Source organism: Stenotrophomonas sp. CS3K5, from assembly GCF_059515225.1.
In genome coordinates this window covers 146,897-164,445 of the sequence record NZ_JCAKRX010000007.1, presented here as the reverse complement: position 1 = coordinate 164,445, position 17,549 = coordinate 146,897, and the positions used below count along the sequence as shown (strand labels likewise).

The 17,549-nt window shown below is 67.5% G+C and carries 14 protein-coding genes and 1 riboswitch; of the genes, 6 read left to right on the top strand and 8 right to left on the bottom strand.

Features of this window, described 5'->3' with window-relative positions:
* Nucleotides 1-96, bottom strand: a riboswitch (TPP riboswitch).
* A gap of 112 nt (nt 97-208) precedes the next feature.
* From AC5YGJ_RS12435 to AC5YGJ_RS12425, 3 genes are all read right to left on the bottom strand, one after another.
* Nucleotides 209-1,333, bottom strand: a complete 1,125-nt coding sequence (locus AC5YGJ_RS12435) for a phosphotransferase enzyme family protein (protein WP_496186698.1) — start codon at nt 1,331-1,333, stop codon at nt 209-211.
* Nucleotides 1,334-1,460: 127 nt separating this feature from the next.
* Complete coding sequence (locus AC5YGJ_RS12430; protein ID WP_249842268.1) at nt 1,461-1,853, bottom strand: glycine zipper 2TM domain-containing protein; 393 nt, start codon at nt 1,851-1,853, stop codon at nt 1,461-1,463.
* A 188-nt stretch (nt 1,854-2,041) separates the two neighbouring features.
* Nucleotides 2,042-2,680 (bottom strand): response regulator, encoded by a 639-nt coding sequence (locus AC5YGJ_RS12425; RefSeq protein WP_496186697.1) that lies wholly within the window; start codon nt 2,678-2,680, stop codon nt 2,042-2,044.
* A gap of 75 nt (nt 2,681-2,755) precedes the next feature.
* Between AC5YGJ_RS12425 and AC5YGJ_RS12420 the strand changes: the two genes are divergently transcribed.
* Nucleotides 2,756-6,370 carry an ATP-binding protein gene (locus AC5YGJ_RS12420; RefSeq protein WP_496186696.1) on the top strand — a complete coding sequence of 1,205 codons (3,615 nt, stop codon included), beginning with the start codon at nt 2,756-2,758 and terminating at the stop codon, nt 6,368-6,370.
* Here the strand turns inward: AC5YGJ_RS12420 and AC5YGJ_RS12415 are convergent.
* Together AC5YGJ_RS12415 and AC5YGJ_RS12410 are read right to left on the bottom strand one after the other, a co-directional pair.
* On the bottom strand, nt 6,364-6,765 hold the full coding sequence (locus AC5YGJ_RS12415; protein WP_249842265.1) for a c-type cytochrome: 402 nt from the start codon (nt 6,763-6,765) through the stop codon (nt 6,364-6,366). The two genes, AC5YGJ_RS12420 and AC5YGJ_RS12415, sit on opposite strands and share 7 nt — an antisense overlap.
* A 65-nt stretch (nt 6,766-6,830) precedes the next feature.
* Nucleotides 6,831-8,507, bottom strand: coding sequence for an electron transfer flavoprotein-ubiquinone oxidoreductase (locus AC5YGJ_RS12410; RefSeq protein ID WP_496186695.1), 1,677 nt, complete (start codon nt 8,505-8,507; stop codon nt 6,831-6,833).
* Between the two features lie 316 nt (nt 8,508-8,823).
* Between AC5YGJ_RS12410 and AC5YGJ_RS12405 the strand changes: the two genes are divergently transcribed.
* Entirely contained in the window at nt 8,824-9,987 is a 1,164-nt protein-coding gene (locus AC5YGJ_RS12405; RefSeq protein ID WP_496186694.1) for an acyl-CoA dehydrogenase family protein, read from the top strand.
* 99 nt (nt 9,988-10,086) lie between these two features.
* On the opposite strand, the gene AC5YGJ_RS12400 is transcribed toward AC5YGJ_RS12405, so the two are convergent.
* Nucleotides 10,087-10,566 (bottom strand): tRNA (cytidine(34)-2'-O)-methyltransferase, encoded by a 480-nt coding sequence (locus AC5YGJ_RS12400; protein WP_005407625.1) that lies wholly within the window; start codon nt 10,564-10,566, stop codon nt 10,087-10,089.
* 69 nt (nt 10,567-10,635) lie between these two features.
* Entirely contained in the window at nt 10,636-11,112 is a 477-nt protein-coding gene (locus AC5YGJ_RS12395) for an XAC0231 family protein (protein ID WP_249842262.1), read from the bottom strand.
* Nucleotides 11,113-11,528: 416 nt separating this feature from the next.
* On the opposite strand from AC5YGJ_RS12395, the gene AC5YGJ_RS12390 reads away from it, so the two are divergent.
* The 4 genes from AC5YGJ_RS12390 (at nt 11,529) to AC5YGJ_RS12375 (ending at nt 16,972) form a co-directional block, all read left to right on the top strand.
* Nucleotides 11,529-14,378 (top strand): M16 family metallopeptidase, encoded by a 2,850-nt coding sequence (locus tag AC5YGJ_RS12390; RefSeq protein WP_496186693.1) that lies wholly within the window; start codon nt 11,529-11,531, stop codon nt 14,376-14,378.
* Nucleotides 14,379-14,506: 128 nt separating this feature from the next.
* Nucleotides 14,507-14,824 (top strand): DUF4156 domain-containing protein, encoded by a 318-nt coding sequence (locus AC5YGJ_RS12385; protein WP_057496977.1) that lies wholly within the window; start codon nt 14,507-14,509, stop codon nt 14,822-14,824.
* 101 nt (nt 14,825-14,925) lie between these two features.
* The gene (locus AC5YGJ_RS12380; RefSeq protein WP_057496978.1) at nt 14,926-15,942 is read left to right on the top strand and encodes a 3-oxoacyl-ACP synthase III; all 1,017 of its coding nucleotides are present in this window, start codon (nt 14,926-14,928) and stop codon (nt 15,940-15,942) included.
* 139 nt (nt 15,943-16,081) lie between these two features.
* Nucleotides 16,082-16,972: an alpha/beta fold hydrolase gene (locus AC5YGJ_RS12375; RefSeq protein WP_496186692.1), complete on the top strand. Its 891-nt coding sequence runs from the start codon at nt 16,082-16,084 to the stop codon at nt 16,970-16,972.
* Nucleotides 16,973-17,044: 72 nt separating this feature from the next.
* On the opposite strand, the gene AC5YGJ_RS12370 is transcribed toward AC5YGJ_RS12375, so the two are convergent.
* Nucleotides 17,045-17,476, bottom strand: coding sequence for a YkgJ family cysteine cluster protein (locus AC5YGJ_RS12370; RefSeq protein ID WP_496186691.1), 432 nt, complete (start codon nt 17,474-17,476; stop codon nt 17,045-17,047).
* Nucleotides 17,477-17,549 lie beyond the last annotated feature (73 nt).

The following is a 17,549-nucleotide window of genomic DNA, read 5'->3' as shown; positions in this document are numbered from 1 at the left end:
TGGCTGCGGCTCAAAGCTCCCTACGCCGGTGCAAACCGGATCAGGTTCCAAGGGACTCTCTCAGCCTGGCAGATCCAGGCACCCCCGCTTCAGATGACCATTTCACTACAAATGGTATGGATTTGCGAGCGCCGCCCGGGGTCGGATCCCTTTCCGCAGGGAAGGGCTCTGACCCCAATGATGCGTCCCCGGCGGTCCGTCAACCGGGTCACGCGGCGGCGTGCAGCGCCTCCAGCAGTGCCTGCCCAGGCGCGCTGTGGAACCACGCCGGATGCCCCAGCATGAAGGGCTGCCAGGCCACGTCGGCATTCGCGGTGGAGCCGGTGACGCCTTCGAAATACTCCACTTCGGACAGTGCGAAGTCGAAATGGACCATCGGCAGCAGGTCAGCCAGCAGCTGCACGCGCATGGCCGACAGCGGCAGCACCTGCCGATAGCCCTCGAGCAATGCCAGTGCGATATCGATGCGCACCGCCTCCCTGCCGCGTTCCAGTTCCAGCCACGCCACGGCGTTGCGCTCGATGGCGGTGGCAAGGTCGAACAGTGCGCTGGTGGGTGAGGCCAGGCCGAAATCCAGCACGGTGCTGACCTGGCCGTCGCGCCACAGCAGGTTGGAGACATGCCAGTCGTTGTGCGCCCACAACGCGGGTTCGTCGCGCAGGCGTTCGGCCAGGCCCGCATGCCAGGGCAATACATCGCGGCGCAGCTGCGCTTCCCACGGGATGCGCGCGAGATAGCGGGCCAGCCCCGGGCGTGCAGGCAGGTCGGCCTTGATCGCTGCGATCGGATCGTCGGCGCGGATCAGATCGTCACGTGCGACCAGCAGATGGGTGCTGCGCTGGGGTGCGTAGTAGCTGGCCGCAGCGCGGTGCAGCTGCGCGAGCGCGCGACCGGCTTCACGGGCCTGTGCGACGTCGGTCAGCAGCGACCACGACACCGCATCGCGGTACAGGTCCTCGCCGACACCCACGGCGTGCAGTTCATACGTCCATTGACCGTGCTCGACGGCCGTCTGGCCATCGGCCGAGGCCAGCACCTGCACCACCGGCACGCCACCGGCGGCGAGATGGGCGATGAAGCGGTGCTCTTCTTCCAGGCAGGACGCGCTGCGCACGCTGTGGTGGTGGCGCTTGATGAACACCGGGCCAAGCGGTCCGTCAACGATGGCGGCGGCCGACAGTGGGCGTGGGCTGTGCCAGCGCGGCACGCTGCGTTCGCCCAGCTGCGGGTAACGGGCGCTCAGCCATGCGATGTCAGCGGCGTTGATCGGTGGCCAGTCGGCGGCAACCTCGTCGTTGTTGAGGCCCTGCACGCGGTGGGAAGAAGAAGTCATGCCGCAGCCCATGGGGGAAGTCACATCCAAGGCTGCGCATTCAACGCGATGCCCGCCGGCAACGCAAACGGGCGGGTCATGGACCCGCCCGTCGTCAGGCGATCAGCCGCCGTAGCGCAGGGCGTGCTTACCAGCCGCGGTGACGGCCCCGGTCGTGATAGTAGCGGTTGTCGTAGTAGCGCTCGCGCTGCCAGCGACGGTCGTCACCCCGGTCGTAGTAGCCGCTACGGTAATAGCCACGGTCGTAGCGGCGGTCGTAGCGGTTGTCGTAGTAACGCCGGTCGTGGCGGTCAGAAGTGGTCAGGTTGCCGATCGCGCCGCCGGCCACGGCACCGCCGACGGTTGCGGCCGGGTCGCCATTGGACAGCAGGTTGCCGGCCACGCCACCGACCACGGCACCGACCAGGGTGCGCTTGTCCTTCCTCGACATCGCGCTGGCATCGCTGACCACGGCCACGCCGGCAATCAATGCCAGGGCCATCGCCAGACCACGGAAGCTGAGTGCGGAAGTACTGAGCATGTTCGGTTCTCCTGTGAGGTGCATGCCACGCGGGGCAGGGAGGGCGGGGCGCCCCGGCTGCCGTGGAGACCACGCTGACGTTCCCACATTGCCGGAACATTGCCTGGCCGACCGAGCGGCGTGCGCATTCATCTAGCGTCAGGCGCCATGAAGGCGGCCTGAAAGTTCCTGCGCCCGATGGCCGGTGTTCAGATTTTTCCGTCGCGCAGGTAGTCGAACAACTCGGCATCCCCCTTCAGCCCCAGCTTCAACATGGCATCGCCCTTCTGACGGCTGATGGTGCTCACGCTTTTGTGCAGCTGCAACGAGATTTCCTTGACGGTCATGCCGGTGCCCAGCAGCCGCAGCACTTCCACCTCGCGTGGTGACAGCGGCTTGCCATCGCCTTCGCGCATGCGCCAGCTGCCGGCGGTCTCAACCCGCTCGCGCAGGCTGCGGCTGATGTAGGTCTGCCCGCGGTAGACGGCCTGGATGGCCTGCGGCAGTTCGTCCATCGACGAGCTCTTGTCGACCAGGCCGAGTACGCCGCTGTCGAGCACCATGCGCAGGATCGCCAGATTGCTGGAGACGCTGAGCATGAGCACCGGCAGATCCGGATGACGGCGACGGATCATTCCGATCATGGCAAAGCCATCGGCCTGCGGGCTGCCCGGCATGGAGTAGTCGGTGACCAGCAGGTCGCAAGGTTGGCTGCCCAGCATGGCCATCAGCGCCTGCGCGCTGTCAGCCTCGCCGACCACGCGGCCGACCCCGCTCGACTCGATGACGGCGCGGGTACCGATACGGACCACCGGGTGGTCGTCTGCGATGATGATGCGCAAGCTCATGCTCTAGTATGGCCGTCGTGCACGCCGGACCGCGACCTTCGCGGATCCTGGCAGGATTCTGGGAGATCGACGCAGATGGGTAGGTGGGCTGTTCGTGGGCTGCTCCTGCTGCTGGCCATGCTGGTGGTGCCCGGTGCGTTGGCACAGGGGGCGTCTGGTCTGCTGCCACTGAGCCCGGTGCAGCGCCAGTACCTGGCGGCGCATCCGACCCTCGTCGTGGGGCATTATGACAGCGGTTGGCCGCCCTTCGAATCCCTGCGCGAGGGCCAGCAGGTCGGCCTGGGGCCGGAGTACCTGGCGGTGCTCGCCGGTCAGCTTGGCGTGAAGGTTGAAAGCCGACGCTATCCGGACTGGCCTTCCGTGCTGGATGCGGCCTGCCGTGGCGAGATCGACGTGGTGATGAATGTCGGCCTCAGCGCCGACCGCACCCGTTGCATGGTCTATACCGCCGCCTACGGCGAAGCGCCGCTGGCGGTGGTCGGCCGCCCCGGTGACCTGCGTGCCTCCGAGACGCCGGACCTGGACGGGCTGCGGGTGGTGATCGAGCAGGATTTCCTGACCGCCCCGCAGGTGCGGGCACGCTTCCCTCGTGCCCGCCAGCTTGTCGCAATCAACACGCTGACGGCCTTGCAGATGGTCAGAGACGACAAAGCCGATGTCTATATCGGCAATGCTTTTGTCGCTACCGAGTTGATCGCCAGCCAGCGCCTGCACGGCGTGGTGCTGCTGCGACCCAGCGATCTGCCCCCCGAGCGGCTGCATTTCGGGGTGCCCAACAGCAAGCAACCCCTGGCCGAAGCACTGGATCTGGCCCTGGCCGCGACCAGCCAGGCCCAGCGCGATGCACTGGAACAGCGCTGGTTGATGCCGCCGAAGTGGTCGGCGTCGGCCCAGCTGGCATTGAGCCAGGCCGAGAAGCGGGTGCTGCAGCAACCGCTGAAGATCGGCTTCGCGCCGAACGCGGCGCCGCTGTCGTTCACCGGCGAGGATGGCCAGCCCAGTGGCCTGGCGGGCGAGTACCTGCGGCGGTTGATGCAGGCCGGGGCCAACCTGAAGACCGAAAGCAGCCACGACTGGTACGAAGTGCGTGAAAAGGCTCGTCGTGGCGAGCTGCAGGCGGTGATGGGCATCCCTTCGGACTCGCGCTACCTGGGGCCGGAGTGGGTGTTCAGCCAACCCTTCATCAGCGTGCCGAACGTGATCGTGACCCGCAGCGATGGCGGGGTCGTGCTGGGCCTGGCCGATCTGCAGGGCAAGCGGGTGCTGCTGTCTGACCCGGAGCGCGTGCGCGGCTATGTGCTGCAGCAGGCGCCGCAGGCCCGGATCATCGCCGCGCGCAGTGCCGAACAGGCCCTGCAGCGCCTGCTCGATGGCGAGGCCGACGCCTATATCGGCAACCTGGCGCTGGTGGACCACCTGCTGCGTGATCGCTTCCCGGGGCGGCTACAGGTGGCCGCGCCCGCAGGGTTCAATGACCAGCTGGTGCTGGCGGTCGAACGCCGCCATGCGGCGCTGGCCACCACCTTCGACCGCCTGCTGCTGCAGATGACCCCCGGCAGCCGGGAGGCACTGCGCAGCACCTGGCTGGCCGTGGAATACCGCAGCGGCGTCGACTGGAGCCAACTGTTGAGCTGGGGCATACCCGTGCTGCTGGTGCTGCTGACCGCGTTGCTGGTGCATGGGATCGGCTACTGGCGCCTGCGCCGCGAGGTGGCCGGGCGGCGCCAGCTGGAACAACGCCTGGCCGAGGTCACCGACAACCTGCCGGCGGTCGTCTACCAGGCGCGCCGAAGTGCCGATGGCATTCTGTCGTTCCCGTTCATCGCAGGCGATCTGCAGGCGCTGTTCGGCATCTCCCGGCAGCAAGCCGAGCAGGACGCGCGGGCGTTGCTGGCCTGTATCGAGGAGGACGACCGCGACGACATCGTGCGTGCGATCGAGCAGGCCGCGCGCCAGTTCGCGCCGCTGACGCTCGAGTTCCGCCTGTGCGGCGACGACGATCCACCGCGCTGGGTGCGCAGCCACGCCCATCCCTATGCCACAGAGGAAGGCGCGGTGACCTGGAGCGGATACTGGGTGGACGTGAGCGAGGCACGCCTGCAGGCCGATGCGCTGGCGGCGGCCAAGGCCGAGGCCGAGCAGGCCGCCGAGACCAAATCGCGCTTCCTGGCCACCATGAGCCACGAGATCCGCACGCCCATGAGTGGCGTGCTGGGCATGCTGGAGGTGCTGGCGCATTCGCCATTGGATGCCGAACAGCAGCGCATCCTGGGGGTGATCGATGATTCTGCGCAGATGCTGCGGCAGATCCTCGACGACATTCTCGACTACTCACGGCTGGAAGCCGGAGCGCTGCGCCTGGAGCCGGTGCCGCAACCGCTGCGGCCGCTGCTGGAGAGCGTGTGCCGGTTGCTTTCCGCGCAGGCCAGTGCACGTGGCCTGGCGCTGCAGGTGCAGATCGATCCGCAGCTGGCGGCGGCGCACGAAGTGGACGGTGTGCGGTTGCGCCAGATCGTGTTCAACCTGCTCAGCAACGCCATCAAGTTCACCACGCAGGGCGAAGTACGCCTGCAGCTGGATGTGCTGGGGCCGACCTCGGACGAAGGCGTGCAACCGCTGTGCCTGAGCGTGACCGATACCGGCATGGGCATTGCACCGGAGCAGCTGCAGCACCTGTTCGAGCCGTTCACCCAGGTCGGTGTCTATATCCAGCGCGACCATGGGGGTACCGGCCTGGGCCTGAGTATCTGCCAGCGCCTGGTGCAGATGATGGAGGGCGAACTGACCCTGCAAAGCGCCCTGGGTGAAGGCACGCGCGCTGAAGTGCGGGTATCGCTGGTGGAAGCCGGCAGCGAGGATGCCGCCGCGCTGGTGGCCGAGCAGGACCAGGCCGCGCTGCTGCCGGCCGCGCTGCGCCAGGCACGGGTACTGGTGATCGAGGACCACCCTACCAACCAGGCAATGATGGCCTGGCGCCTGCAGCAGCTGGGCGTACCCTACGTGCTGGAGGGTGACGGCCAGCAGGCCCTGGACCGGTTGCTGACCGAGTCGTTCGATCTGGTGATCACCGATTGCCGGATGCCGGTCCTCGACGGATTCGGCTTCACCCGGCTGCTGCGCGAACGTGAGGGCCGCAATGGCCAGCCACGGCTGACGGTGCTGGCCTTGACCGCCAGCGTGCTCGACGACGATGCGCGGCGCTGCCGTGAGGCGGGCATGGACGCGGTGCTGGCCAAGCCGTTGACGCTGGCAGCGCTGCGCGCGGCGTTGCTGCGCTGGTTGCCACAGGCCCAGGGACAGCGACGGGCCCAGCCACACGCGTTCGCTGCGCCGCTGCAGGAGTGTGCCGACGACAGCGCGGTGATGCCCGACCTGGCGGCGCTGGAGCGGCAGTTCGGCTCACGCGCGGTGGCCGAGCAGCTGCGCGACAGCCTGCTGCAGGCCAGCGAAAGTGATCTGGGCGCCGTGCTGCATGCGGTGCAGAGCGGCGACCCCGCAACGGCGGCGTTGCACCTGCATCGCCAGGCCGGTGGCCTGGGCGCGGTGGGTGCGGCGGCGCTGGCCAGCGAAGCCGGCGTGCTGGTCGAACGCCTGCACGCCGCCGGTGGATCCGATCCGACGGAGCTGTTCGCGGCGGTCGAGGCCTTCGTGGCACGGCTGCGGCAACAGCTGCAACGCCTGGCTCACTGAGCGGGCAGCTGCTGCAGATAGGCAATCACCAGCGCGCGGCGTTCGGCGCTGGGAAAGGCGTTGTACATGCGGGTGCCGGGTACCACATGGGTGGGCGATTGCAGGAAGGCATCCAGGGTCTGCGCGGTCCAGGTGAGGTCAGCGCGGCGCATGCCGTCCGAATAGCCGTAGTCGGGCAGGCTGCCGGCGCGACGGCCGATCACCCCGTGCAGGTTGGGGCCGAAGCGATGGATGCCGCCGGGCTGGACGGTATGGCAGCCGGCACACAGTTCGAACGCGCGCTGCATGGCCTGCTGGCGCGCCTGCTGCGGCGTGGCCGGCACGGCCGGTGGACGCTGGCAGGCGGTCCCGGCCAGGGCCAGGGCCATCACGATCAGGGCAGGGAGCTCGCGCATGGGCGGGCAGCATAGCGGTCTGCCCGAACGGCTGGGCTGCGACACGCGGTCGCAGCCCATGACGGTCACATGCCCGAGTAGTTCGGGCCGCCGCCGCCCTGCGGGGTCACCCAGACGATGTTCTGGGTCGGGTCCTTGATGTCGCAGGTCTTGCAGTGCACGCAGTTCTGGGCGTTGATCTGCAGGCGCGCGTTGTCGGCTTCGCCGACGAACTCGTATACACCGGCCGGGCAGTAGCGGGCTTCCGGGCCGGCGTACTCGGCCAGGTTCACCTTCACCGGAATGCTCGGATCCTTCAGGGTCAGGTGGCTGGGCTGGTTCTCGTCGTGGTTGGTGCTGCTGAGGAACACCGAGCTGAGACGGTCGAAGGTCAGCACACCGTCCGGCTTCGGGTAGGTGATGCGGGTGTGCTGGGCCGCCGGCTCCAGGCAGGCATGGTCCGGCTGGGTGCGGTGCAGGGTCCACGGCGGGTTGCGCACACCCAGCTTGGGCAGCAGCCACTGCTCCACGCCGGTCATCAGCGTAGCCACGGTCTGGCCCTTCTTGAACCACTGCTTGAAGTTCTTGGCCTGCTGCAGTTCGGTGAACAGCCAGCTGGCTTCGAAGGCCTTCGGGTAGGCGCCCAGCTCATCGTGCTGGCGGTCGGCGGCGAGCGCATCAAACGCGGCGTCGGCGCACAGCATCCCGGTCTTGATCGCCGCATGGCTGCCCTTGATGCGGCTGGCGTTGAGGTAGCCGGCCTCGCAGCCGACCAGTGCGCCACCGGGGAACACCGTCTTCGGCAGCGACAGCAGGCCGCCAGCGGTGATCGCGCGCGCGCCGTAGCCGATGCGGGTACCGCCTTCCAGGTGCTTGCGGATGTCCGGATGGGTCTTGAAGCGCTGGAATTCCTCGAACGGGCTCAGCCACGGGTTCCTGTAGTCCAGGCCGACCACGTAGCCGATGGCGACCTTGCCGCCGTCGGCGTGGTACAGGAACGCGCCGCCGTAGGTGTCGCTGTCCAGCGGCCAGCCAGCGGCGTGCACCACCAGGCCCGGCTCATGCTTGGCCGGGTCGATCTGCCACAGTTCCTTGATGCCGATGCCGTAGGCCTGCGGGTCCTTGCCTTCGTCCAGCTTGTAGCGGGCGATCAGCTGGCGGCCGAGGTGGCCGCGCGCGCCTTCGGCGAAGATCGTGTACTTGGCCTGCAGCGCCATGCCGCGCTCGAAGGCCGGGCCGATGCTGCCGTCCTTCTCGATGCCCATGTCGCCGGTGGCCACGCCGATCACTTCACCGTTGTCGCCATACAGCACTTCGGCGGCGGCAAAGCCCGGGAAGATCGCCACTTCCAGCGCCTCGGCCTGCTGCGCCAGCCAGCGCGTCACTTCACCCAGGCTGATGATGTAGTTGCCTTCGTTGTGGAAGCACTCCGGCAGCAGCGCGTTGGGCGTGCTGCGCGAACCGGTCTCGCTGAGGAACAGGAATTCGTCGCGGGTGACCTTCTGCTTCAGCGGTGCGCCACGCTCGGCCCAGTCCGGGAACAGTTCGGTCAACGCGCGCGGGTCCATCACCGCACCGGACAGCACGTGCGCGCCCGGCTCGGAACCCTTTTCCAGCACGCACACCGACAGTTCGCGGCCGGCCTCGATCGCGCGCTGGCGCAGGCGGATCGCGGTGGCCAGGCCGGCAGGACCGGCGCCGACGATCACCACGTCAAATTCCATTACTTCACGCGGGGGCAGGGCGTTGGCTTCAGCGCTCATCGATTGCATGACTCGTGGGTAGGGCCGGCATCGGGGCCACCGGCGGTGCCTGGGAATCGCGCGTGCGGCCACGGGCGAAACGGTTGTTTGAATGTGTCAGGGTACCGGGACGCGCCGGATCCAGCTAGATCGCCGATGTTCACGTCCTGATTGCTGCAGTGCAGCGTAATGCGCGTGGCCGGTTAGGTGCCAACCTGGGTTGGCACATTGTTTCACCGCGCGGACCCGCATCCGTTTGGACCAAGGGTCCACACCTACCAGACGCGAAGCGTGCGGATGACCGACAATGGCCGGATCCTGACTGCGTGTGAGTGCCATGGCTTTGCATCCGTACGATCTGTTCGATGTCCGTTCCCTGCTCAACGAGGAAGAGCGCGCGGTGCAGGAGAGTGTGGCCCGCTTCACCAACGAACGCGTGCTGCCGATCATCGGCGATGCCTTCGACCAGGCCCGTTTCCCCGCTGAACTGGTGCCGGAGATCGCTGCGCTGGGCCTGCTCGGCGCAACCCTGCCGGCGCAGTACGGTGGCGGCGACCTGGGTGCGGTCAGCTACGGCCTGATCTGCCAGGAGCTGGAGCGCGGCGACTCCGGCCTGCGCAGTTTCGTCTCAGTGCAGAGCTCGCTGTGCATGTACCCGATCTACGCTTACGGCAGCGAGGAACAGCGCCAGCAGTGGCTGCCGGCGATGGCACGCGGCGAGCTGATCGGCTGTTTCGGCCTGACCGAGGCGCACGGCGGTTCCGATCCGGCCAGCATGAAGACCCGCGCGGTGCGCGATGGCAGCGACTGGCGCATCAGCGGCAGCAAGATGTGGATCACCAGCGGCCCGGTGGCCGACCTGGCCATTGTCTGGGCACAGACCGAGGACGGCATCCAGGGCTTCGTGCTGGAAAAGGGCATGGCCGGTTTCACCACGCAGGAAATCAAGCACAAGATGAGCCTGCGCGCCTCGTTGACCGGCGCCTTGTTCTTCGATGACGTGCGTGTGCCCGACAGCCATCGCCTGCCGAATGTGAAGGGCCTGAAGGGGCCGCTGGGCTGCCTGACCCAGGCCCGTTACGGCATCAGCTGGGGCCCGATCGGCGCGGCCATTGCCTGCCTGGATGAAGCGCTGGGCTATGCCAAGGAACGCGTGCTGTTCGGTCGCCCGCTGGCGGCCACCCAGAGTGCGCAGATCAAACTGGCCGAGATGGCCCGCCGCATCACCACCGCGCAGCTGCTGGCGTTGCAGCTGGGCCGGCTGAAGGAAGCCGGCCAGCTGCAGCCGCAGCAGGTCAGCCTGGCCAAGTGGAACAACTGCCGCATGGCCATCGACATCGCCCGCGAGTGTCGCGATCTGCTGGGTGGGGCCGGCATCACCACCGAGCACGTGGCGATCCGCCACGCGCTGAACCTGGAATCGGTGATCACCTATGAAGGCACCGAAACCGTGCATCAGCTGGTGATCGGGCGTGAGCTGACCGGGATCAGCGCGTTCTGACGCTATCCGGTTTCCGGACGAGATACGGGGGAGCCGAGCGCGGGCTCGGCTCTACAGGAGCGTACGTGTAGAGCCGAGCCCATGCTCGGCTGCCTTCTTTCACGCGCCGCCGGCAAACCCATGCTGCCGCCACGCCTCGTACATCACCACGGCCACGGTGTTGGACAGATTGAGGCTGCGGTTGTCCGGCCGCATCGGCAGGCGCAGGCGACGGCCATCGGGCAGGGCATCGAGCACATCCTGCGGCAGGCCACGGCTTTCCGGGCCGAACAGGAATGCATCGCCATCTTCGAACGCCACGCTGTCGTAGCGCACGCTGGCACGCGTGCTCAGGGCGAACAACCGCTTCGGGGCGATCCGCGCCAGCGCGGTATCCAGGTCGGGGTGCACCTGCAGGCGCGAATACTCGTGGTAGTCCAGCCCGGCGCGCTTGAGCTGCTTGTCTTCCAGTGCGAAGCCGAGCGGCTCGACCAGGTGCAGCTGCGCGCCGGTGTTGGCGCAGAGCCGGATCACATTGCCCGTGTTGGGCGGGATTTCCGGTTGGAACAGGATCACGTGGAACTGGGGCGCGGCATTCATCGGCGCAGTGTACCTGCGGCGGCCGCAGCCCATACGGCGCACGCCCTGCGCGAGGCAGGGCGGCACCGCTTACGGGCGCAGCAGGACCTGGGCGGTTTCGGTGGCCAGGGCCTGCAGGTCGGCGGCGCTCGGGCGCACCTGCAGGGCCGGCAGGTTGACGATCACCGAGTGGGCGACGTTGGTGGCGGCGGCAGCCAGAGTGGCGGCATAGCGCTGGGCTTCCAGTTCGGCGGCCAGGGCGACGCGCTGTTCCAGGCTGGGGCGCACTTCCACCGAGGCCAGGGTGGTGATCGGCATCGCGGCGGCAACCGGGGCGGCGACGTAGCCGTTGCGCTCGGCCAGCTGGTCGGCGCTCGGACGCACTTCCACGGTGGCCAGGGTCGGGATGCCGCTGGCGCGTTCCCAAGCCTGCTGGGCCAGCTGGTCGGCGGCCGGGCGGACCTGCACGGTGTCCAGGGTCTTGATGGATTCGGAGGCCTGCACCGACGAAACAACCGCGGTGCCGGCGATCAGGGCGATGGCGATGGCAATGGTCTTGGCGTTCATGACGGGGCCTGTTTAGTGTTGGTGAGCAGTGGTGTTGTAGTAAGGTAGTACACCGACTCTGGGCTTGCAAGGAAAATTTTAGATTTCCTGCATTTGTTCAGTCTTCAGTCAGCTTTCGTCTGAAGCCCTTCGTGGCGCAGGAGTTACCAAGCAATCCCCGTGCCAACTTTTAATCTTTGATTTACAAGGAGTTTTGTCGGCCTGGAAAGTGTCCGCTGGGCGGACACCTGTCCATTCGACGGGCGGCGGACACTGTCCGGACGCCGCCCGCGGGTGCATGTGACCGCCGCTGCCCGGCCGCACAGGGCGCGCGGATGGCGCAGAGGGGCAAACACCCCCAGTGACTGCCGACCGATTCCTGCCGTTGCGCGCGCAGGCTAGGATCGGGGTTCACCTATGTGACCAAGGATCTGGATATGTCTTTCGCCGTTCGCCCGCGCGCTGCACTGCTGGCTGTCGCCCTCAGCACCGCCCTGGGCACGCTTGCGCCCACCTCCGCGCTGGCCGCCAAGCCGGCGGCACCGGCCAGGGTCGACATTCCGTATGAGCAGTTCACCCTGCCCAACGGTCTGCGCGTGATCGTGCATACCGATCGCAAGGCGCCGATCGTGGCGGTCAACATCTGGTACCACGTCGGCAGCAAGGACGAACCGGCCGGCCGCACCGGCTTTGCGCACCTGTTCGAGCACCTGATGTTCCAGGGCAGCGAAAACCACAGCGGCGAATTCTTCGAACCGTTCAAGCAGGTCGGTGCCACCAACCAGAACGGCACCACCAACACCGACCGCACCAACTACTTCGAGAACGTGCCGACCACCGCGCTGGACATGGCGCTGTGGATGGAATCGGACCGCATGGGCCATCTGGTCGGTGCGATCGACCAGGCCGCGCTGGATGAGCAGCGTGGCGTGGTGCAGAACGAGAAGCGCCAGGGCGAGAACCAGCCGTATGGCCAGGCCTGGGACCAGCTCACCAAGGCGCTGTACCCGGTGGGCCATCCGTACCACCACGGCGTGATCGGCTCGATGAACGATCTCAACGCCGCGTCGCTGGATGACGTGAAGACCTGGTTCCGCACCTGGTACGGCCCGAACAACGCGGTGCTGGTGCTGGCCGGCGACATCGACCTGGCCACCGCCAAGGAAAAGGTCGCCCGCTACTTCGGCAGCATCCCGGCCGGCCCGAGCATGGCGCAGCCGGCGGTGAACGTGGCCAAGCGCAGCGCCGACACGCGCGAGACGATGACCGACAAGGTGCCGCAGGCACGCATCTACCGCGCCTGGAACGTGCCGCAGGTCGGCACGACTGACATCGACCAGCTGCAGCTGTTCGCACAGGTGCTGGGCGGTGCCAAATCCTCGCGCCTGAGCCAGCGCCTGCAGCACCAGGACAAGCTGGTGGACAGCATCGGTTCGGGCCTGTCGTCGTCGCAGCTGGGCTCCAACTTCCTGATCGTGGCCACGGTCAAGCAGGGCCAGGACCCGGCCAAGGTCGAGAAGATCATCGATGAGGAACTGGACCGGCTGATCAAGCAGGGCCCGACCGCCGCCGAACTGGAGCGCGCCAAGACCGGCGCCCGCGCCGGCTTCATCCGCGGCATCGAACGCATCGGTGGCTTCGGCGGCAAGGCCGACGCGCTGGCCGAGTGCGCGGTGTTCACCGGTGATCCGGGCTGCTTCCGCACCTCGCTGGCCAACATCGAGAAGACCACCGCCGCCGATCTCACTCGTCTCGGTGCGCAGTGGCTGGACAAGGGCAGCCACACCCTGGTGATCGCACCGGGTGAGCGCGTGGCGCTGAAGGAAGAACCGAGCCAGGCGCCGAAGCCGTTCACCGTGCCGGCGGTGGACCCCAAGTACAGCACCCTGCCCGACCAGGTCGACCGCAAGGCGGGCGTGCCGCAGACCCGCGAGTTCCCGCAGCTGAAGTTCCCGGCGCTGCAGCGCGCCACGCTGAAGAACGGCACCCAGGTGATCCTGGCCGAGCGCCATGAGATTCCGGTGGTGCAGTTCAGCTACCAGTTCCCGGGTGGCTTCAGCGCCGACCAGGGTCGCAAGCCGGGCACCGCCAACTTCACCATGAGCCTGATGACCGAAGGCGCCGGCAAGCTGGGGTCGCTGGCCTTCGCCGACGCCGCCGACGCGCTGGGTGCCAGCCTCGATGCCTCGGCCGGGCTGGATTCGATGAGCGTGGATCTGTCGGCCCTGAAGGAGAACCTGGCGCCGTCGCTGGCGCTGTACCGCGACCTGCTGCGCGAGCCGCGCTTCGAACAGGGCGAGATCGACCGCGTGCGCGCCACCTGGATCGCCGGCATCCAGCAGGAGAAGGTCAACCCGGGTGCGGTGGCGATGCGCGTGCTGCCGCCGCTGCTGTACGGCAAGGGCCATCCGTACGCCATTCCGTTCACCGGCAGCGGTGATGAAGCCGCCATCAGCGGCCTGACCCGCGAGGATCTGGTCGACTTCCACCACGACTGGCTGCGCCCGCAGAACGGCACCCTGATCGTGGTCGGTGACACCACCCTGGCCGAGATCGTGCCGTTGCTGGACAAGCAGCTGGGTGACTGGAAGGCCGCCGGCGATGCGCCGCAGGTGAAGGCGGCCACCGATGTCGCGCTGCCCAAGGGCCCGCGCGTGTTCCTGATCGACCAGCCGGGTGCGGTGCAGGCCAATCTGTTCGCCGGCCAGGTGGTGCCGCCGTCCAGCGCCGCCAGTTCGACCCGCTTCGACATCGCCAACGGGGTGATCGGTGGTGACTTCACCTCGCGCCTGAACATGAACCTGCGCGAGGACAAGCACTGGTCCTACGGCGCGCGCAGCAGCGCGACCAGCTCGGTGGGCCAGCGCCCGTGGATGGCCAGCGCGCCGGTGCAGATCGACAAGACCGGCCCGGCGATGGCGGAAATGCGCAAGGAGATCGCCGCGTTCGCCGACGGCAGCAAGCCGGCCACTGCCGACGAGGTCAACCGCATCCGCAACATCCAGACCCTGAGCCTGCCCGGCGCCTACGAGACCGCCAGCGCGGTGGCGGCGACCATCGGTTCGATCGTGCAGTTCAAGCGCCCGGACGACTATGTGCTGCGTCGCAAGGCCGAGATCGAGGCGATGACCCCGGCACAGGTGCAGCAGGCCGCCGCCGAGATCAAGCCGCAGGCGCTGACCTGGGTGGTGGTGGGTGACCTGAAGCAGACCGAAGCGGCGGTGCGCGCGCTGAACCTGGGCGAAGTGACCGTGATCGATGCCGAAGGCAACCCGGTCAAGAAATAAGGGATGTGCCTGCCCGCCAAGGCGGGCAGGCCTCCCCCCCGGTAGTGCCGGCCGCTGGCCGGCAACCCGGCTACCCCCGATTCAGGCTGTTCAGGCAGAATCCCCTCAACCCCTTCCAGGATCTGCCCATGCGCATTCTGCTGCTCTCCTCCCTGCTGCTTACCGTCACCGCCTGTACCTGGGTGCCGATCGAACCGGCCGGCAAGGCGACCCGCGTGCTGCCGGCAGGGCCGGTTCCGGCTGGCTGCATCGCCAAGGGCGAGGTGGTGGTGTCGGTGAAGAGCAAGGTCGGCTTCTACAACCGCAACCCGCTGCGCGTTCAGGAAGAGCTGGAAACCCTGGCCCGCAACGAGGCCCCCAGTGCCGGTGCCAACGCCGTGCAGGCCGCTGCCGCCCCTGCCGACGGCAGCCAGCGCTTTGCCGCGTTCCAGTGCCCGCCGCGCTGAACGCTTCACCATACGGGCAAGGCTGAATTCGTAAAGATGCGGTGAAAGCCCGGGGGTTATAGAATAGCGCCCCCTTTGCCTGAGCCTTGGCGCTAACCTCGATGCTCTTCAAGAATGTCTCGATCGCCGGCCTGGCACACGTCGACGCGCCGCATACGCTGACGACCAAGGAAATCAACGAACGCCTGCAGCCGACGCTGGATCGCCTGGGCATCCGCACCGACGTGCTTGGCGATATCGCCGGCGTGCACGCGCGCCGCCTGTGGGACAACGGCGTGCTGGCCTCGGACGCGGCCACCATGGCCGGCCGCAAGGCGCTGGAAGATGCCGGCATCGAAGCGACCCAGGTTGGCCTGCTGGTCAATACCTCGGTCAGCCGTGACTACCTGGAGCCGTCGACGGCGTCGATCGTGTCCGGCAACCTCGGCGTCAGCGACGAGTGCATGACCTTCGACGTCGCCAATGCCTGCCTGGCCTTCATCAACGGCATGGATATCGCCGCGCGCATGATCGAGCGCGGTGATATCGACTATGCGCTGGTGGTGGACGGCGAGACCGCCAACCTGGTGTACGAGAAGACCCTGGAGCGGATGACCGCCCCGGACGTGTCCGCCGATGATTTCCGCAATGAGCTGGCGGCGCTGACCACCGGTTCGGGTGCCGCGGCCATGGTGATGGCGCGCTCGGAGCTGGTGCCCGACGCGCCGCGCTACAAGGGTGGCGTGACCCGCTCGGCCACCGAGTGGAACCAGCTGTGCCTGGGCAACCTGGACCGCATGGTCACCGACACCCGCCTGCTGCTGATTGAAGGCATCAAGCTGGCACAGAAGACCTTCGCTGCCGCCAAGATCGCACTCGGCTGGGCGGTGGAGGAACTGGACCAGTTCGTCATCCACCAGGTCAGCCAGCCGCACACCGCCGCGTTCATCAAGAACTTCGGCATCGACCCGAAGAAGGTGATGACCATCTTCGGCGAGCACGGCAACATCGGTCCGGCCTCGGTGCCGATCGTGCTGAGCAAGCTCAAGCAGCTGGGCAAGCTGAAGAAGGGCGATCGCATCGCGCTTCTGGGCATCGGCTCGGGCCTGAACTGCTCGATGGCTGAAGTGGTCTGGTAAACAGCCTGCTGCACGATCTCCTGTAGAGCCGAGCCCTGCTCGGCTCACGCGCGCAGCGCGGCTCTTCAGCAGCGGACGAGAAAGCAGCCGGGCATGGCTCGGCTCTACAGTGCGCCGCGACTCTCCTTAGGTGCTCCGCATGCGCGATCTTCCCGGTTACCCCGCCCACCCGCAGCGTTTCGAGGTTCGTCCCGGCCTGTCGATGAGCTATCTCGACGAAGGCCCGCGCGACGGCGAGGTGGTGGTGATGGTGCACGGCAACCCGTCGTGGAGCTATTACTGGCGCACGCTGGTGGCCGGCCTGTCGGACAGGTACCGCTGCATCGTGCCGGACCATATCGGCATGGGCCTGTCGGACAAGCCCGACGACCGCCGCTACGAATACACCCTGCAGTCGCGCGTGGATGACCTGGATGCACTGCTCAAGCACCTGGGTATCACCGGCCCGGTGACCCTGGCCGTGCACGACTGGGGCGGCATGATCGGCTTCGGCTGGGCGCTGTCGCACCACGCGCAGGTCAAGCGCCTGGTGGTGCTCAACACGGCCGCCTTCCCGATGCCGGCGGCGAAGAAGATGCCGTGGCAGATCGCGCTGGGCCGCCACTGGAAGATCGGTGAGTGGATCATCCGCACCTTCAACGCGTTCTCCTCCGGCGCCTCGTGGCTGGGCGTGGAGCGGAAGATGCCGGCCGACGTGCGTCGCGCCTACGTGTCGCCGTACAACAGCTATGCCAACCGCATCAGTACCATCCGCTTCATGCAGGATATTCCGCTGTCGCCGGCCGACAAGGCGTGGTCGCTGCTGGAACGCGCCGGCAAGGCGCTGCCGTCGTTCGCCGACCGCCCGGCCTTCCTCGGCTGGGGCCTGCGCGACTTCGTTTTCGACCATCATTTCCTGAAGGGCTTCCAGGCCGCGCTGCCGCAGGCCCAGGTGCATGCCTTCGACGACGCCGGCCATTACGTGCTGGAAGACAAGCACGAAGTGCTGGTGCCGGAAATCCGCGCGTTCCTGGACAAGAACCCGATCTGAGGGGGCGTGCCGACCGTTGGTCGGCGCAGCGGCCGGGTTCATAAGGTTGCCGGCCAGCGGCCGGCACTACCACTAGGCCGCTATCGGCGCCTGCGGTGGCGAGGACGGGCTGTTGCCGTTGTCGTCCGGATGACCGTCGTCGTTGCCCGCCTCGTCGCGCCAGCGCCAGTCGGCCAGGGTCAGCGGATCCAGCCCATAGGCGATGCGCGCCTTGTCGCACTGCGGGCTGGCCTTGCCGTACTCCCATGAGGCGTCCACCTCGCGGCACACGCTGGGCCGGTTGGGGTGGATGGTGCAGCGCGAATACACGCCGATCTGCGCATCCAGCGCCACGCAGCGCACCGGTTTGGAATGGGTGCCGCGCATGCACAGGCGGTGCGGGTCCAGCACCTCGGTCATCTGGTGCGGCACGCCGCCGGGGGTGACCTCGTCCGATTCCATCCAGTGGAAGGCCACGCGGTATTGGGTGCAGCAGGCGCCGCAGGTCATGCAGGGATGTTGCATGGGCAAGCCGCCTCGGGCGGCAGTCGGAATCGGGAACGAGGCAGCGGATTTTCCACGAAGCGGGCCGCCGCGC

Coding starts and splice junctions, on each gene's coding strand:
- AC5YGJ_RS12435 (WP_496186698.1), bottom strand. CDS start 1,333: ATGACTTCTTCTTCCCACCGCGTGCAGGGCCTCAACAACGACGAGGTT.
- AC5YGJ_RS12430 (WP_249842268.1), bottom strand. CDS start 1,853: ATGCTCAGTACTTCCGCACTCAGCTTCCGTGGTCTGGCGATGGCCCTG.
- AC5YGJ_RS12425 (WP_496186697.1), bottom strand. CDS start 2,680: ATGAGCTTGCGCATCATCATCGCAGACGACCACCCGGTGGTCCGTATC.
- AC5YGJ_RS12420 (WP_496186696.1), top strand. CDS start 2,756: ATGGGTAGGTGGGCTGTTCGTGGGCTGCTCCTGCTGCTGGCCATGCTG.
- AC5YGJ_RS12415 (WP_249842265.1), bottom strand. CDS start 6,765: ATGCGCGAGCTCCCTGCCCTGATCGTGATGGCCCTGGCCCTGGCCGGG.
- AC5YGJ_RS12410 (WP_496186695.1), bottom strand. CDS start 8,507: ATGAGCGCTGAAGCCAACGCCCTGCCCCCGCGTGAAGTAATGGAATTT.
- AC5YGJ_RS12405 (WP_496186694.1), top strand. CDS start 8,824: ATGGCTTTGCATCCGTACGATCTGTTCGATGTCCGTTCCCTGCTCAAC.
- AC5YGJ_RS12400 (WP_005407625.1), bottom strand. CDS start 10,566: ATGAATGCCGCGCCCCAGTTCCACGTGATCCTGTTCCAACCGGAAATC.
- AC5YGJ_RS12395 (WP_249842262.1), bottom strand. CDS start 11,112: ATGAACGCCAAGACCATTGCCATCGCCATCGCCCTGATCGCCGGCACC.
- AC5YGJ_RS12390 (WP_496186693.1), top strand. CDS start 11,529: ATGTCTTTCGCCGTTCGCCCGCGCGCTGCACTGCTGGCTGTCGCCCTC.
- AC5YGJ_RS12385 (WP_057496977.1), top strand. CDS start 14,507: ATGCGCATTCTGCTGCTCTCCTCCCTGCTGCTTACCGTCACCGCCTGT.
- AC5YGJ_RS12380 (WP_057496978.1), top strand. CDS start 14,926: ATGCTCTTCAAGAATGTCTCGATCGCCGGCCTGGCACACGTCGACGCG.
- AC5YGJ_RS12375 (WP_496186692.1), top strand. CDS start 16,082: ATGCGCGATCTTCCCGGTTACCCCGCCCACCCGCAGCGTTTCGAGGTT.
- AC5YGJ_RS12370 (WP_496186691.1), bottom strand. CDS start 17,476: ATGCAACATCCCTGCATGACCTGCGGCGCCTGCTGCACCCAATACCGC.